Annotated in this window: 15 protein-coding genes; 7 read left to right on the top strand and 8 right to left on the bottom strand. The window is 70.7% G+C overall.

Annotation, left to right across the window (positions count from 1 at the left end):
• Positions 1 to 115: 115 nt before the first annotated feature.
• On the bottom strand, positions 116 to 1,345 hold the full coding sequence (locus OIE75_RS25240; RefSeq protein ID WP_329472208.1) for an NAD(P)-dependent malic enzyme: 1,230 nt from the start codon (positions 1,343 to 1,345) through the stop codon (positions 116 to 118).
• A gap of 641 nt (positions 1,346 to 1,986) precedes the next feature.
• On the opposite strand from OIE75_RS25240, the gene OIE75_RS25235 reads away from it, so the two are divergent.
• Genes OIE75_RS25235 through OIE75_RS25225 form a run of 3 tightly spaced genes read left to right on the top strand, consistent with a single transcriptional unit; the run spans position 1,987 to position 4,685 of the window.
• Positions 1,987 to 2,946, top strand: coding sequence for an ABC transporter substrate-binding protein (locus OIE75_RS25235; protein ID WP_307015075.1), 960 nt, complete (start codon positions 1,987 to 1,989; stop codon positions 2,944 to 2,946).
• Positions 2,947 to 2,976: 30 nt separating this feature from the next.
• The gene (locus OIE75_RS25230) at positions 2,977 to 3,927 is read left to right on the top strand and encodes an amino acid ABC transporter permease (protein WP_161331681.1); all 951 of its coding nucleotides are present in this window, start codon (positions 2,977 to 2,979) and stop codon (positions 3,925 to 3,927) included.
• A complete protein-coding gene (locus OIE75_RS25225) occupies positions 3,924 to 4,685 on the top strand; it encodes an amino acid ABC transporter ATP-binding protein (protein ID WP_329472207.1) in 762 nt (253 codons plus the stop codon). Before OIE75_RS25230 ends, OIE75_RS25225 begins: the two co-directional genes overlap by 4 nt.
• Positions 4,686 to 4,762: 77 nt before the next feature.
• Here OIE75_RS25225 and OIE75_RS25220 read toward each other — a convergent pair whose 3' ends face one another.
• On the bottom strand, positions 4,763 to 5,551 hold the full coding sequence (locus OIE75_RS25220; protein ID WP_329472206.1) for a class I SAM-dependent methyltransferase: 789 nt from the start codon (positions 5,549 to 5,551) through the stop codon (positions 4,763 to 4,765).
• 99 nt (positions 5,552 to 5,650) lie between these two features.
• On the opposite strand from OIE75_RS25220, the gene OIE75_RS25215 reads away from it, so the two are divergent.
• Positions 5,651 to 6,301 (top strand): CGNR zinc finger domain-containing protein, encoded by a 651-nt coding sequence (locus tag OIE75_RS25215; RefSeq protein ID WP_329472205.1) that lies wholly within the window; start codon positions 5,651 to 5,653, stop codon positions 6,299 to 6,301.
• Here OIE75_RS25215 and sodX read toward each other — a convergent pair.
• Complete coding sequence (gene sodX, locus OIE75_RS25210) at positions 6,184 to 6,621, bottom strand: nickel-type superoxide dismutase maturation protease (RefSeq protein WP_329472204.1); 438 nt, start codon at positions 6,619 to 6,621, stop codon at positions 6,184 to 6,186. The two genes, OIE75_RS25215 and sodX, sit on opposite strands and share 118 nt — an antisense overlap.
• A 145-nt stretch (positions 6,622 to 6,766) precedes the next feature.
• Here sodX and sodN point away from each other — a divergent pair, with 145 nt between their 5' ends.
• Positions 6,767 to 7,162 carry a superoxide dismutase, Ni gene (gene sodN / locus OIE75_RS25205; RefSeq protein WP_064729779.1) on the top strand — a complete coding sequence of 132 codons (396 nt, stop codon included), beginning with the start codon at positions 6,767 to 6,769 and terminating at the stop codon, positions 7,160 to 7,162.
• Between the two features lie 128 nt (positions 7,163 to 7,290).
• Here sodN and OIE75_RS25200 read toward each other — a convergent pair whose 3' ends face one another.
• From OIE75_RS25200 to OIE75_RS25185, 4 genes are all read right to left on the bottom strand, one after another.
• Positions 7,291 to 7,875: a dihydrofolate reductase family protein gene (locus OIE75_RS25200; protein ID WP_329472203.1), complete on the bottom strand. Its 585-nt coding sequence runs from the start codon at positions 7,873 to 7,875 to the stop codon at positions 7,291 to 7,293.
• A gap of 76 nt (positions 7,876 to 7,951) precedes the next feature.
• Positions 7,952 to 8,572, bottom strand: a complete 621-nt coding sequence (locus OIE75_RS25195) for a GNAT family N-acetyltransferase (protein WP_329472202.1) — start codon at positions 8,570 to 8,572, stop codon at positions 7,952 to 7,954.
• Positions 8,573 to 8,831: 259 nt separating this feature from the next.
• On the bottom strand, positions 8,832 to 9,992 hold the full coding sequence (locus OIE75_RS25190; RefSeq protein WP_329472201.1) for a family 2 encapsulin nanocompartment cargo protein polyprenyl transferase: 1,161 nt from the start codon (positions 9,990 to 9,992) through the stop codon (positions 8,832 to 8,834).
• Between the two features lie 87 nt (positions 9,993 to 10,079).
• On the bottom strand, positions 10,080 to 11,486 hold the full coding sequence (locus OIE75_RS25185) for a family 2B encapsulin nanocompartment shell protein (RefSeq protein ID WP_307015067.1): 1,407 nt from the start codon (positions 11,484 to 11,486) through the stop codon (positions 10,080 to 10,082).
• Positions 11,487 to 11,815: 329 nt separating this feature from the next.
• On the opposite strand from OIE75_RS25185, the gene OIE75_RS25180 reads away from it, so the two are divergent.
• Together OIE75_RS25180 and OIE75_RS25175 are read left to right on the top strand one after the other, a co-directional pair.
• Positions 11,816 to 12,394, top strand: coding sequence for an N-acetylmuramoyl-L-alanine amidase (locus OIE75_RS25180; protein ID WP_329474049.1), 579 nt, complete (start codon positions 11,816 to 11,818; stop codon positions 12,392 to 12,394).
• A gap of 36 nt (positions 12,395 to 12,430) precedes the next feature.
• A complete protein-coding gene (locus OIE75_RS25175; RefSeq protein WP_329472199.1) occupies positions 12,431 to 13,339 on the top strand; it encodes a 1-aminocyclopropane-1-carboxylate deaminase/D-cysteine desulfhydrase in 909 nt (302 codons plus the stop codon).
• Between the two features lie 22 nt (positions 13,340 to 13,361).
• Here the strand turns inward: OIE75_RS25175 and OIE75_RS25170 are convergent, their stop codons facing one another.
• Positions 13,362 to 14,954 (bottom strand): Na+/H+ antiporter, encoded by a 1,593-nt coding sequence (locus OIE75_RS25170; protein ID WP_329472198.1) that lies wholly within the window; start codon positions 14,952 to 14,954, stop codon positions 13,362 to 13,364.
• Between the last annotated feature and the right edge of the window lie 53 nt (positions 14,955 to 15,007).

Here is a 15,007-nt window from a genome sequence, read left to right as displayed (position 1 = left end):
ACACCCTCTTGCCACCAGCGCCGCCGCCGGGCCAGGCAGCGGCCTCCCGCAAAAGCGAGCGGCCCCGCCCTCCCGAGGAGGACGAGGCCGCTCAGCGCACACGCGCGTCACACCGTCACCGGCGCGCCACACCCTCCGCACGGGCCGCGGCCGCCACCGCCGCCGTGACGGCCGGGGCGACCCGCTCGTCGAACGGGGACGGGATGACGTAGTCCGCGGCGAGGTCCTCGCCCACCACGGAGGCCAGCGCCTCGGCCGCCGCGAGCTTCATGCCCTCGGTGATCCGCGACGCCCGCACCTGGAGCGCGCCCGCGAAGATGCCCGGGAACGCCAGCACGTTGTTGATCTGGTTCGGGAAGTCCGAGCGCCCCGTGGCGACGACCGCCGCGTACTTGTGGGCGACCTCCGGGTGCACCTCGGGGTTCGGGTTGGCCATCGCGAAGACGAAGGCACCCTTCGCCATCGAGGCCACCGCCTCCTCGGCCACCGTGCCGCCGGAGACGCCGATGAAGACGTCGGCGCCCGCGAGCGCGTCCTCCAGCGAGCCGGACAGCCCCGCCTTGTTGGTGAAGGAGGCCACCTCCTGCTTGACCGGCGTGAGGTCCGCCCGGCCCGCCGAGATGATGCCCTTGCGGTCGGCCAGCGCGACGTCCCCGATACCGGCCTCCACCAGCATCTTGGCGATGGCGACACCGGCCGCGCCCGCGCCCGAGATCACCGCGCGCAGCTCACCCAGCGTCCGCCCGCTCAGCCGCGCCGCGTTGCGCAGCGCCGCCAGCGTCACGACCGCCGTGCCGTGCTGGTCGTCGTGGAAGACCGGGATGTCCAGCCGCTCCTGGAGCCTGCGCTCGATCTCGAAGCAGCGCGGCGCCGAGATGTCCTCCAGATTGACGCCGCCGAACGAGGGCGCGAGGCGGACCACGGTCTCGACGATGTCGTCGGCGTCCGTGCAGTTCAGGGCGATCGGGACCGCGTCCACCCCGCCGAACTGCTTGAAGAGGATCGCCTTCCCCTCCATCACCGGGAGGGACGCCTCGGGCCCGATGTCCCCGAGTCCCAGCACCGCCGTGCCGTCCGTCACGACCGCGACGACCGAGGACTTCCAGGTGTAGTCGTGGACGAGGTCGGGCTGCTCGGCGATCGCGCTGCACACTTTCGCGACGCCGGGCGTGTACGCCAGGGACAGGTCTTCCTTGTCACGGACCGGCACGGTGGCCTGCACGGCCATCTTGCCGCCGCGGTGCAGCGCGAACGCGGGGTCGAAGGAGTCGAGCGGCTCAGCGCCCGCCCCCTGCTCCGCACCGGCTCCGTTGTCGCTGCGAGGATTGACGATCTCCGCTGCCACTTTGTCTTACCCCTTAAGAGTTCATGGTTTGAGGGTTTGTCCACTCCTGGTGAGGAATGGGCGGGCACCGCGCGGGAGGATGGCTGTACGGGCCACGAGGACCCCGCGCGACGGGCGCGCCGCACACGCGCCCTGAGCCCCTGATGAGGGGTGTAAAGAACCTTCTTACCCGACGGACGCCTCCGGCGACGAGTCGGATAAGAGCAAGCTCACATGCCGGACCCCGAACGCCGCATGTCGGTGACATGGCTCATAGCCGGGGATCAGGACAACCTCGCGGCGCCCCTTGACAGACCCGGAGAAGCCGCTTGCAACGGCCGTACACACTGACGATCCATGCTCGGATAACGAGAAATTCCGCAGATCTTCCGGCCGGAGGGGCAGATTCCCGTAAAGGTTCGGTCGTGATGTACCGACCTGATGCGGTTCGGGAGGTGACCCGTTAGCCGATTTTGACATGACGGCCCCCCTGAATGGCCGAGTCCGAATGGCAAGATGCCGTAATCACACGAGGTCGCGGCACTCGAAGGTGTGTGCTCACGTCGACCCACGGCGCCCGCCGGCCCCCCGGCAGGCGCCTTGCTCCACCGGAACACCACCGTCCCCATCGGCAACTCCTTTCATCCGCCGGAGGAACCACCATGACCGCAAGCTCCACCCGTCGTACGACCGCCGCGCACTCCCGGCTAGCAGCGGTCGGTGCGATCGCGGTCGCAGGCGCGCTGCTCCTCACCGGATGCGGCGACCAGACCGAGAACAGCGACTCCGGCAGCGACAACCAGTCCTCGAGCGGTGCTCCGCTGGCCGACAAGCTGCCGCAGTCGATCCGCGACAAGGGCACCGTCAAGGTCGGCTCCGACATCGCCTACGCGCCCGTCGAGTTCAAGGACGACTCCGGCAAGACGGTCGGTATCGACCCCGACCTCGCGGATGCCCTGGGCAAGCAGCTCGGCGTGAAGTTCGAGTTCGAGAACGGCACCTTCGACACCCTGATCACGGGTCTGCGCTCCAAGCGGTACGACATCGCCATGTCCGCGATGACCGACACCAAGGACCGCCAGGAGGGCATCGACTCGGACACCGGAAAGAAGGTCGGCCAGGGCGTCGACTTCGTCGACTACTTCACCGCCGGCGTCTCGATCTACACCAAGAAGGGCGACGACCAGGGCATCAAGACCTGGTCCGACCTGTGCGGCAAAAAGCTCGTGCTCCAGCGCGGCACGGTCTCCGAGGACCTGGCCAAGGCCGAGAACGAGAAGTGTCCGGCCGGCAAGAAGATCTCCATGGAGGCCTTCGACAACGACCAGCAGGCCCAGACCCGCCTGCGCGCGGGCGGCGCCGACGCCGGCTCCTCCGACTTCCCGGTGGCGGCCTACGCGGTGAAGACCTCCGGTGGCGGCAAGGACTTCGAGATGGTCGGCGAGCAGGTCGAGGCCGCGCCGTACGGCATCGCGGTCGCCAAGGAAAGCACGCAGCTGCGCGACGCCCTGAAGGCGGCGCTGGACGCGGTGATCGCCAACGGCGAGTACAAGAAGATCATGGACAAGTGGGGCGTGGCGGAAGGCGCCGTCACGGAGGCCACCATCAACGGCGGCAAGTGACCGCGCGGCGGGCACTGAAAGGCAACATCCGTGACTGTTGACATTGACAAGACGGGCTCCGGCCCGGCGGACACCCCGCCGGCCGGCCCGGAGGCCATCAGGGCCATCCCGGTCCGGCACTACGGCCGCTACGTCACCGCGGTCGTCGCGATCGCGCTGCTGGCCGCGGTCGTGTACGCGTTCTCCCAGGGCAAGATCAACTGGGGTGCGATCCCGGACTACTTCTTCGACGACCGGATCCTGTCCGGCATGGGCAAGACCCTGCTGATCACCGTCCTGGCCATGCTCATAGGCATCGTCGGCGGCATCATGCTCGCGGTGATGCGGCTGTCGAAGAACCCGGTGACCTCGTCCATCGCGTGGTTCTACATCTGGTTCTTCCGTGGCACCCCGGTCCTGGTGCAGCTCGTCGTCTGGTTCAACCTGGGCCTGGTCTTCGAGTACATCAACCTCGGCCCGTTCTACCGCGACGAGTGGTCCGACTTCATGACGCCGTTCCTGACGGCTCTGCTCGGCCTCGGCCTCAACGAGGCCGCGTACATGGCGGAGATCTGCCGCGCCGGTCTGCTCGCGGTCGACGAGGGCCAGACCGAGGCGGCCCACGCGCTCGGCATGAGCCACACCAAGACGCTGCGCCGGATCGTGGTCCCGCAGGCGATGCGCGTGATCGTGCCGCCGACGGGCAACGAGGTCATCAACATGCTGAAGACGACCTCGCTGGTGTCGGTCGTCCAGTACTCCGAGTTGTTCAGAGTGGCCCAGGACATCGGCCAGACCTCGGGCGCACCCGCCGAGATGCTGTTCCTGGCGGCGGCCTGGTACCTGCTGCTGACCTCGGTCTTCAGCGTCGGCCAGTACTACCTGGAGCGGCACTACGCCCGCGGCTCCAGCCGCAGCCTGCCGCCGACGCCGATGCAGAAGATCAGGGCGAACCTGTTCTCCCTGTCGAACCGCTCCAGCACGACGGGAGGTGCCGCATGACCGCCATGGTCAAGGCCGAGGGCGTCCACAAGTCCTTCGGCGCCATCGAGGTCCTCAAGGGCATCGACCTGGAGGTGAAGTCGGGTGAGGTGTTCTGCCTGATCGGCCCCTCCGGCTCCGGCAAGTCCACCTTCCTGCGGTGCATCAACCACCTGGAGAAGATCAACGCCGGACGGCTCTACGTCGACGGCGAGCTGGTCGGCTACCGCCAGAAGGGCGACAAGCTCTACGAGCTGAAGGACAGCGAGGTCGCCGTCAAGCGCCGGGACATCGGCATGGTCTTCCAGCGCTTCAACCTGTTCCCGCACATGACGGCGTTGGAGAACGTCATGGAGGCGCCGGTCCAGGTCAAGGGCGCGAGCAGGGCGCAGGCCAGGGAGCGCGCGGGCGCCCTGCTGGAGCGGGTGGGCCTGTCCGACCGGGCCGGCAACTACCCCTCGCAGCTCTCCGGCGGCCAGCAGCAGCGGGTCGCGATCGCCCGGGCCCTCGCGATGGACCCCAAGCTGATGCTGTTCGACGAGCCGACCTCGGCCCTGGACCCGGAGCTGGTCGGCGACGTCCTCGACGTCATGCGCGACCTGGCCGAGTCCGGTATGACGATGGTCGTCGTCACCCACGAGATGGGCTTCGCCCGCGAGGTGGGCGACAGCCTGGTCTTCATGGACGACGGCGTGGTGGTCGAGTCGGGCAACCCGCGCGACGTCCTGACCGATCCGCAGCACGAGCGGACGAAGGCGTTCCTGTCCAAGGTCCTCTGAGGACACGGCGGGCGCCGGCGGCAGCGTGATGAGGGGCGGTACGGAAACCCGTACCGCCCCTCATCCGTGTCACGGTCTCACTTCACCGCGAGCAGCAGCGTGTCCGACGGCGAGCACCACACCGGCCGCGCCTCGCCGAAGCCCTTCTCGCGCAGGACGCGCGCGTGCCAGGCCGCCGAGGGCATCTCGCCGTCGGCGTGCTCGCCGTAGATCTCGAAGCGGCGGGCGGTCGGTTCGGCGAGGACCGGGTCCTTGGCGGCGAGCTGCCACCACTCGGCCCAGTCGAGCGCGCCCCCGCTCTTGGCCGCGTCCATCTGCGCGTGCCGCTGCGCCCGCTCGGCCGCGTTGATCCGGGGCGTCGTGTCGTCGATCATGTGGTCCGCGTTCATGAAGACACCACCGTCGCGGACCAGGCCCGCGACCCGGCCGTAGAGATCCGCGAGGGGTTCGGCGTGGAGCCAGTGCAGGGCCGTGGCGGTCAGGACGGCGTCGTACGAGTCGTGCGGCAGCTTCGCCGGCCAGTCGGGGTCCTTGAGGTCGGCGGTGACGAAGGAGACCCGGTCGTCGCCGGCGAAGGTGCCCTCGGCGATCGCGAGCAGCGCGGGGTCGAGGTCCACGCCGGTGCTGGTGGCCCCGGGGAAGCGGGCGAGCAGCCGGGCGGTGATGGTGCCGGTGCCGCAGGCGAGGTCCAGTACGCGCGGCGCGGTGCCGACGAGCGCCTCGACCATGTCGAGCATGATCCGGAAGCGGTCCTCCCGGTCCGGCATGTACCACTCCTGCTGCCGGTCCCAGCTCTCCTGCCAGGCCCGCCAGTCGGCGCCGGCCGTGGTGGCGTCGGTGGTGTTCGTGGTGTCGGCGTCCGTCATCGGGCCCCTCCGTGCATGCGTGACGTAATACCCTGGAAGCACGATCAGCTGTTACCTGACCGCAGGCACGACCATAGAGCCCCTTCGTAAGGACTACAAGTGGAACTGGCCTATTACTCGGATTACGCCGTACGTCTCGTCAACACCGAGGAACCGTCCCGCGGACAGGACTCCCTGACCTCGGTCGAGGCCGTCCGCGAACTGTTCGGTGCCAACCAGTCGGCGGCCCGGCGGGCGGCCGACTCGGACGTGACCCGCTTCCGCTCGGTCCGGGCACGGCTGCGGGCGGTGTTCGAGGCGGCCGACGCCGGCGACGAGACCCTCGCCGTCGACCTGCTGAACTCCCTGCTCCTGGAGTTCCCGGTGAGCCCGCAGATCTCCGGCCACGACCACCGCGACGACGACGACCGCCCGCTGTGGCACATGCACCTGGCGGACCACCCGTCCAACGCCACCGCCGGTTTCGCCGCCATCGCGGCGATGGGCCTCGCCTTCCACCTCACCGAGTACGGAGTGGACCGCCTGGGCCTGTGCGAGGCGTCCCCCTGCCGCAACGCCTACCTGGACACCTCCACCAACCGCTCCCGGCGCTACTGCTCCGACCGCTGCGCCACCCGCGCCAACGTGGCGGCCTACCGCGCCCGCAAGCGTCTGGAGGCGGACCGGGAGGCCGGCACCGGCCTGAGCGCGGACAGCGCCCAGCGGGTCACGGCGAACGGGGAGCGCCGACCCGGCCGCGGCGGCCGGTAGCGCAGGCGCACCCTGCCGAGCACCAGGTCCTCGGGGACGACCCCGTAGTCGGTGCTGTCACCGCCGGCGAAGGCGTTGTCCCCGAGCACCCACCAGCCGGTCCCGCGCCGCTCGACGGCCCGCTTGACCACCAGCAGGTCCTGCTGGAAGGGATGCCGCAGCACGACCACGTCACCCGGCCGGACCCGCGCACCCCAGTGCACGAGCAGCACGTCACCGTGGTGCAACGTGGGCACCATCGACGGCCCGGTCACCTCGGCCGGCCCGAAGGGCAGCGCGCCTCTCGCGCGCTCGGTCTCCTGCGACGGCCGCTCCGGCATCACCCGGCACCTCCCGGTCTTTCCTCCACCAGTCTCAGTCTCACCCCCGGACTTTTGTCCTAAGCCCACGGGGGCACTCGCGAAATCGGGCCACCCAGGGAGTAATGTCCCCCCTGAGAAGACGATCACGAGGAAGGAACGCTTCATGCTTTCCCGCCTGTTTGCCCCCAAGGTCACGGTCAGCGCCCACTGCGACCTGCCCTGCGGCGTGTACGACCCGGCCCAGGCCCGCATCGAGGCGGAGTCGGTGAAGGCCGTCCAGGAGAAGATGGCCGGTAACGACGACCCGCACTTCCAGGCCCGCGCCACGGTCATCAAGGAGCAGCGCGCCGAGCTCGCGAAGCACCACGTGTCCGTGCTGTGGAGCGACTACTTCAAGCCCCCGCACTTCGAGAAGTACCCGGAGCTGCACCAGCTGGTCAACGACACCCTGAAGGCCCTCTCGGCCGCCAAGGGCTCGACCGACCCGGCGACCGGCCAGAAGGCCCTGGACTACATCGCCCAGATCGACAAGATCTTCTGGGAGACCAAGAAGGCCTGACCCCTGCATCCAGGGCCGGCGATCGGTGCACCATCGCGGGCCGCAGGACAGACCGGAGGGGCCCGGCCGCAACCCGGCCGGGCCCCTCCGTGCGTCCGCACCCCTGTCGCACCCGGGGCACGGACGGCTCAGCGCTTCCGGTCATAGGTCCGCACCACGACGCCGTTGCCGAAGGTGCGCACCGACCCCGTCACGAACTCCGAGACCTCGAAGCCCGAGGCGAACATCGGCATGCCGGTGCCCAGCACCACCGGGTACGTCTTGATGACCAGCTCGTCGATCTCGTCGACCAGCTCCCCGGCGACGGCCGCCCCGCCGCACAGGTAGATGCCGAAGTCACGCTCCTCCGCCTTCAGTTCGCGGACCCTGCCGACCAGGTCCGTCGAGACGATCTCGACGTTGGGGTCGGGCGACTCCGTGAGGGTGCGCGAGGCGACGATCTCGCGCATGTGTGCGTAGGGGCTGGTGATGCCCTCCTTCAGCGCCACGTCGTAGCTGCCCCGGCCCTGGATCACCGTGTCGAACCGCTTGTTCGGCAGGTCCTCGATACCGCGCAGCCGTCGGCCGAGGCTCGACACCGTCTCCGGGTACTCCGCCTTCAGGAACGCGAAGAACTCCTCGTCCACGAACGGGTACATGAACGACGCGTCGCCGTCCGGGCCGCCGATGAAGCCGTCGATCGAACAGGCGATGAAATACGTGAGCTTGCGCAAACCGGTCCCCCTCTTCCTGGCCACCCCTTGACCACTACGCACACAGTACTCCGCATGTAGTTGTCTGGTCTCCTGATTATTCGTTCCGCGGCTCGCGCCACATCGGCCACATCAGGGGACCGTCGGGCAGTTGGAGGGCCTGTCCGGTGAACTCGAAGCCCAGGCGCTCGTACAGCGCCCGGCCGCGGGCGCTGCTCGCCTCCAGGTAGGCGGGCGTCCTCTCGCTGTCGCAGCGGTCGAGCACCGACTCCATCAGCGCGGTGCCCAGACCCTCGCCCTGCCGCCCGGGGGCCACGCCGATCATCCACAGGTACTCGTGGGCCCGGCCGGTGGGGTGGATGCCCTCGGTGAGCCGGGCTATCAGCTCGACGCGCTCGTTGTCCGGGTCGACGGCCTCGCGCACCAGGGCGGGGACGTCCTCGACGGGCCCTTCGGCGGCCTGTTGGTCCCCGGCCGGTTCGTGCGCGGGTACGGGCAGCCACAGCGCGCAGGCCGCGCCGTCGTCGGTGAGATCGATGCGCCCGTCGGCCAGCACGGCGTCGGCGAAGGCCGCCATGAGCCGGTGATGGGTCAGCCGGCGGTACTCCGCGCCGGGAAAGACCCAGCTGCTGACCGGGTCGTCCTGGAAGGCCTCGTCCAGGAGCCGGACGACCCGCTCCCGGTCGTCCGCCCCCGCCGTCCGGATCACCACGCTCATAACCCGCCCCGCCCCTTCGGCTCAACGTCGTTCGTGTGTAAGGAGGTTGAGCCTATCCGGGAAGCCTCACGCGCCGGCCGGAGAGGGAAAGGGGGCGGGCCCCGCACACCGTGGGGAAGTGCGGGACCCGCCGGACCGGAGCCGTCGGCGGTGCGGCCGTACGTCGGGTCAGGTGCCGTACGGCCCTGCACGGGCTCCGGGGTCTTGCGGCCGGCCCTGGCAGGGCCGGGTGGTGCGGCGGACGGCGGTCAGGTGGCCGTCAGGTGGTGCGCCGGGTCACGAACTCGGCCAGTGCGAGCAGTCCGCCCGCCGACTCCGGGTCCGGCACGGCACGGGCCAGTTCCTGCATCGCCCGTGCCATCCGGTCGGCCGCCTGGGCCTGCGCCCAGTCCCGGCCGCCTGCCCGCTCCACGGCCAGGGCGGTGCGCTCCAGGTCCTCCTTGTCCTTGTCGTACGGTGCCGCGTACAGCGCGGCGAGTTCGGCGGCGGCCGGGGTGCCGGAGGTGAGGGCGGCGACCACCGGCAGCGACTTCTTGCGGACGGCCAGGTCCGCGCCGGCCGGCTTGCCGGTGTGGCGCGGGTCGCCCCATATGCCGATGACGTCGTCGATGAGCTGGAAGGCCAGCCCGGCCTGCCGGCCGAAGGCGTCCAGCGCCTCGACGTCCTCCTCGGCGGCACCGGCGTACAGCCCGCCGAGCGCGCAGGCGCATCCCAGCAGGGCGCCCGTCTTGGCCTCGGCCATGGCGACCGTCTCGTCGAGGGTGACCTCGTAGGGCGCGCGCCGTTCCATCGCCGTGTCCGTGTGCTGGCCCTCGCACAGTTCCATGACGCAGTCGGACAGCCGGATGGCCGCCGCCGCGGACGCCGGATGCGGGTCCGCGGCGAGCAACCGCAGGCCGAGCGCCTGAACGGCGTCCCCCGTGAGGATCGCGTCGGCGTCGCCGAACACGGTCCAGGCGGTGGGCCGGTGGCGCCGGGTGGTGTCCCGGTCCATCACGTCGTCGTGCAGCAGTGTGAAGTTGTGGATCAACTCCACCGCGGCGGCGGCCCGCACCGCCGCAGCACGGGCCGTGGGCCCGCCGAGCGCGGCGGCCGCGGTGAGGACGAGTGCGGGACGGATCGCCTTGCCCGCGTTGCCCTCCGCGGGCGTGCCGTCCGCGTGCTGCCAGCCGAAGTGATAGAGCGCGACGCGGCGCATCATCGGGGGCAGTGCGGCGATGGCGGAACGGAGTTCGGGGTCGACCGACGCCCGGGACTCGCTCAGGAGCGCCGCCGCCTCCTGCCCCTCGGACACCGGCGGCCCGGGTCCGCCGACCGGGGTGCCCGGCTCGTCCGCGCGCTGTGTGCCGATGGCCCCCTGCCTCTCCGGCGCTCCGGTGGGACCGCGGGTCGCGGTGGCGCCGCACCCGGTCTCCGTCATGGACTCACCTCCCCCATGGGCCCACTCCCGTACCCCGGGGGTGTACCCGCCCGGGAGGGCGGGGACACGACGTCGGGCGGACTGGCGTCACTGCCAGCGGCCGATCTCGACGTTTTCCAGGACGCCCAGCGCGTCCGGCACCAGGACCGCGGCCGAGTGGTAGGCCGTGACCAGGTACTTGATGATGGCCTGCTCATTGATGCCCATGAAGCGCACCGACACACTCGGCTCGATCTCGTCGGGGATGCCGGTGGCCCGCAGCCCGATGACGCCCTGCTCCTGCTCGCCGGTACGCATCGCGATGATCGAGGTCGTACGGGCCTCGGTGACCGGGATCTTGTTGCACGGGTAGATCGGCACCCCGCGCCAGGTCGGGATGCGGTTGCCGGCGACGTCGATCGTCTCGGGGACCAGTCCGCGCCGGTTGAGCTCCCGGCCGATCGCGGCGATCGCACGGGGGTGGGCGAGCAGCAGCTTGGTGCCCCTGCGGCGGCTCAGCAGCTCGTCCAGGTCGTCCGGCCCCGGCACGCCGTCGTGCGGCTGGATCCGCTGGTCGTACTCGCAGTTGTGCAGCAGGCCGAACTCGCGGTTGTTGACCAGCTCGTGCTCCTGGCGCTCCTTCAGCGCCTCGACCGTCAGCCGGATCTGCTGCTCGGTCTGGTTCATCGGCTGGTTGTAGAGGTCGGCCACGCGCGAGTGGATGCGCAGCACGGTCTGGGCGACGCTCAGTTCATACTCACGCGGCCGGGCCTCGTAGTCGACGAAGGTGTGCGGGATGTCCGGCTCGCCGCTGTGACCGGCGGAGAGGTCGATCGCCTTCTCGCCGTGCTTGTTGGTGTTCTGCTCCGGGAGCGAGCGCTGCTCCTCCAGGTGCGCGCTCAGGGACTCCGCGCGCTCCGCGACCTGGTCCACCTCGTGGCGGGGCAGCACGAGCACGGTGCAGGCGGTGACCGCGCGGGCCGTGTACTCCCAGATGGCGTCCCCGTCGAGCAGCGCCTGGTCGCCGAAGTAGGCGCCGTCGGCGAGGACACCGAGCACCGCGTCGTCACCGTAGGGACCGGTGCCGATCTTCTCCACCTTGCCGTGCGCGAGCAGGTACACCTCGTCGACCCGGCCGCCGAACGAGGCGATGACCTCGCCGGGGCCGAACTCCCGCTGCTCGCAGCGCTGTGCGAGCTCCGACAGGACCTCGTCGTCCTCGTACGACCGCAGCGCCGGCAGCTCGCCCAGCTCCGCGGGGACGACCTCGACGCGGTCGCCGGTCTTCACGAACGTCACGCGGCCGTCGCCGACGGCGAAGGTCAGACGCCGGTTCACCCGGTACGTGCCGCCCTGGATGTCCACCCAGGGAAGCGAGCGCAGCAGCCAGCGTGAGCTGATCTCCTGCATCTGAGGAACGGACTTGGTCGTGGTGGCCAGGTTCCGCGCGGCCGCCGTGCCGAGGCTCTGCTGCGGCCTGGTCTGCTCGCTGCGGACCTCTTCGCCTACCGACATAAGGAATTGCCCTCCCGGTCGTGCCGGGCGGCTGCGCCCGGCATCGATGTGCGTGCACCAGCCTTCCTCACGGAGCGTGCCGGTGCTATTACACGAAAGAGCGGGAATGGATCACCGGAAGCCGGGGCAGATATGGGAGCTTGTTTCGCCGTCTCGGCGTCTTGTCCGGCCTGTTCCAGGCGATGGGCCGGGACGAGATTGGCCGAAAACGCTCGTACGCGCGCCGGACAAGTAATAGCGGGAGCTCCGTTTCGGTACAAGCACCGTACGAGACGGCCGTGCCAAGGCGGCCGTCACACAGCGTGAAGGAGTCGGCCGTGGCCTCACCCATGTCCGCGAGCAGCTTCCTCAAGGCACTGAAGGCGGAGGGGCTCACCATCGTCGAGGTCGGCGACTGGCGTGACCACAACCGCAACCACAAGGGCCCCTGGGGGCCCGTGAACGGTGTGATGATCCACCACACGGTCACGAAGGGCAGCGCCCGGACGGTGGACATCTGCCGCAAGGGCTACGAGGGCCTGCCCGGTCCCCTGTGCCACGGGGTCATCACGAAGGACGGCCGGGTCCATCTGGTCGGGTACGGCAGGGCCAACCACGCCGGCCTCGGCGACGACGACGTCCTGCGCGCGGTGATCGCCGAGCGGGCGCTGCCGAAGGACAACGAGGCGAACACCGACGGCAACCGGCACTTCTACGGGTTCGAGTGCGAGAACCTGGGCGACGGCGACGACCCCTGGCCGGCGGCGCAGCTGGAGGCCATCGAGCGGGCCGCCGCCGCGGTCTGCCGCCATCACGGATGGAACGAACGGTCCGTGATCGGGCACCTGGAGTGGCAGCCCGGGAAGGTGGACCCGCGCGGGTTCACCATGGCGTCCATGCGGGCACGGATCGGGGACCGGCTGAGCTGAAGTGACGCGCCCTCGCCGCGGCGTGAGAATGGCCCGGTGACCGGCACCGACACCTCCGACCTCGCCACCCTCGGCCCCCGCCTGCCGTCACCCTGCCAGGAGATCGTCGACGGGCGGTTCGAGCGGCACGGCGTCCGGCTGCTGCTGAAGCGGGACGACCTGATCCACCCCGACCTGGTCGGCAACAAATGGCGCAAACTGGCGCCGAATCTCGCCACCGCGCGGGGCCGTACCGTCGTCACGTTCGGCGGCGCCTACTCCAACCACCTGCGCGCCACGGCCGCCGCCGGCCGGCTGCTCGGCCTGTCGACGGTGGGCGTGGTGCGGGGTCAGGAACTGGCCGGGCGGCCGCTCAACCCCTCCCTGGCCCGGTGCGCGGCCGACGGCATGCGGCTGCACTTCGTCGACCGCTCGACGTACCGCCGCAAGAGCGAGCCGGAGACCCTGGCCGCGCTGCTGCGCGCGGTGGCCGCCGAGGACGCGGTCGTGGTCCCCGAGGGCGGCAGCAACGCGTCGGCCGTCCGCGGCTGCCGGGCTCTCGGCGAGGAACTGGGCGGACACGCCGACGTGGCCGCCGTCGCCTGCGGCACGGGTGGCACGCTCGCCGGTCTGGCCGCGGGCCTGCCCCGGGGCCGGCGGACGCTGGGGATACCCGTGCTCAAGGGCGGCTTCCTGACCGACGACATACGACGGCTCCAGGACCGTGCGTTCGGCGGACCGCGCGGCGACTGGAGCCTCGACGACCGCTTCCACTGCGGCGGCTACGCCCGCACGACGCCGGAGCTCGACTCCTTCGCCGACGACTTCGAAGACCGCCACGGCCTGCCCGTGGAGCGCGTGTATGTAGCCAAGCTCCTGCACGCCCTGCTCGCCCTCACCCAGGAGGGCGCCTTCCCCCGCGGGACCGCCCTGGCCGCGGTCGTCACCGGCCGGCCGTTCCCCTGACCGCCTCCCGGGCGCGCACTGCTCACGTGGCCTCCCGGTAGGCCGCCGCCTCCTCCAGGTCGAGGCGGCGCAGCAGCGTTCGCAGCATCTCGTCGTCGATGTAACGGCCGTCCCGCAGCCGGACGAAGACATCGCGCTCGGCGCTGATCATCTCCCGCGACAGCCGCCGGTACGTGTCGTCGACGGTCTCGCCGGTGACCGGGTTGACCTGCCCGAGCCGCTCCCAGACGGCGTTGCGGCGGCGCTCCAGGACCGTGCGCAGGCGCTCGGCGAGGGGGCCCGGCAGGGCGTTGCGCTCGTCGGCGAGCAGCTCGTCCAGGCGCCGCTCGGCCGCCCGGGAGGCCTGTGCCTGCGCGTTGGCCTCGGCGAGCGTCTCGGTCTGCACGTCGCGAGCGGGGAACTTCAGCAGGCGGATCAGCGGCGGCAGGGTGACGCCCTGGACGACCAGCGTGCCGATGACGGTGGTGAAGGTGAGGAACAGGATGAGGTTGCGCTCGGGGAAGGGATCGCCGTCGTGCACGGTGAGCGGGATGGAGAACGCGATGGCCAGCGAGACCACGCCCCGCATCCCCGCCCAGCCGATGACGAACGGCCCCGTCCAGGAGAGGTCGCCCTCCCGCGCGCGTACGCGTGCCGAGAGGCGCGGCAGGTAGGTCGCCGGATACACCCACACGAACCTCGCCACCGCGACCACCAGGAAGAGGGCGACGGCGTACCAGGCCGCTTCGGCGCCCTCGTACTCCCCGAGCCCCTTGAGGACGACGGGCAGCTGGAGTCCGATCAGGGCGAACACGGCCGACTCCAGCACGAACGCGACCATCTTCCACACCGCCTCCTCCTGGAGCCGGGTGGCGAAATCGACCTCCCACGCGCGGTGGCCGAGATAGAGCGCGACGACGACCACCGCGAGGACCCCGGAGGCGTGCACCTGTTCGGCGACCGCGTAGGCGACGAACGGGATCAGCAGGGAGAGCGTGTTCTGCAGCAGCGCCTCCCGCAGATGGGTGCGCAGCCAGTGCAGCGGCACCATCAGCACCAGCCCCACGCCCACGCCGCCGATCGCCGCGATCACGAACTCCAGGATCCCGCCGGCCCACGTGGCGCCCTCGCCGACCGCCGCCGCGAGCGCCACCCTGAAGGCGGTGATCGCGGTGGCGTCGTTCACCAGGGACTCGCCCTGGAGGATCGTGGTGATCCGGGAGGGCAGCCCCACCCGGCGCGCGACGGCCGTGGCGGCGACGGCGTCCGGCGGCGCGACCACCGCGCCGAACACCAGGGCCGCCGTCAGCGGCAGACCCGGCACGATCAGGTACGCGGCGCAGCCGACGACGAAGGTCGCGAAGAGGACGTAGCCCACGGACAGCAGCGCCACCGGCCGCACCTGGGCCCGCAGGTCCAGGTAGGAACTGTCGGTGGCCGCCGTGTAGAGCAGCGGGGGCAGCAGCAGGGGCAGGACGATGTGCGGGTCGAGGGTGTAGTCGGGCACGCCCGGGACGTAGCTCACCGCCAGGCCCACCGCCACCAGCAGCAGCGGCACCGGCACCGGTACCCGCCGCCCCGCGGCGGCGACCGCGGCACTGCCCGCCACCAGCAACAGCAGCGGCATCACGTCCATGTCCTCGCCCGCCCTCTTTTTCCGCGCGGTGATCCACGCACCCGTCGTAACCT

This window comes from Streptomyces sp. NBC_01723 (assembly GCF_036246005.1).
Lineage (GTDB): Bacteria > Actinomycetota > Actinomycetes > Streptomycetales > Streptomycetaceae > Streptomyces.
Note: the sequence above shows the minus strand (reverse complement) of the source record. Positions and strands in the feature narration are given on the sequence as shown.

Excerpts from the sequence above, each read along its gene's own strand:
- OIE75_RS25235 (WP_307015075.1), top strand. The coding sequence starts at position 1,987 with ATGACCGCAAGCTCCACCCGTCGTACGACCGCCGCGCACTCCCGGCTA.
- OIE75_RS25225 (WP_329472207.1), top strand. The coding sequence starts at position 3,924 with ATGACCGCCATGGTCAAGGCCGAGGGCGTCCACAAGTCCTTCGGCGCC.
- OIE75_RS25220 (WP_329472206.1), bottom strand. The coding sequence starts at position 5,551 with ATGACGGACGCCGACACCACGAACACCACCGACGCCACCACGGCCGGC.
- sodX (WP_329472204.1), bottom strand. The coding sequence starts at position 6,621 with ATGCCGGAGCGGCCGTCGCAGGAGACCGAGCGCGCGAGAGGCGCGCTG.
- sodN (WP_064729779.1), top strand. The coding sequence starts at position 6,767 with ATGCTTTCCCGCCTGTTTGCCCCCAAGGTCACGGTCAGCGCCCACTGC.
- OIE75_RS25195 (WP_329472202.1), bottom strand. The coding sequence starts at position 8,572 with ATGAGCGTGGTGATCCGGACGGCGGGGGCGGACGACCGGGAGCGGGTC.
- OIE75_RS25190 (WP_329472201.1), bottom strand. The coding sequence starts at position 9,992 with ATGACGGAGACCGGGTGCGGCGCCACCGCGACCCGCGGTCCCACCGGA.
- OIE75_RS25185 (WP_307015067.1), bottom strand. The coding sequence starts at position 11,486 with ATGTCGGTAGGCGAAGAGGTCCGCAGCGAGCAGACCAGGCCGCAGCAG.
- OIE75_RS25180 (WP_329474049.1), top strand. The coding sequence starts at position 11,816 with ATGTCCGCGAGCAGCTTCCTCAAGGCACTGAAGGCGGAGGGGCTCACC.
- OIE75_RS25170 (WP_329472198.1), bottom strand. The coding sequence starts at position 14,954 with ATGGACGTGATGCCGCTGCTGTTGCTGGTGGCGGGCAGTGCCGCGGTC.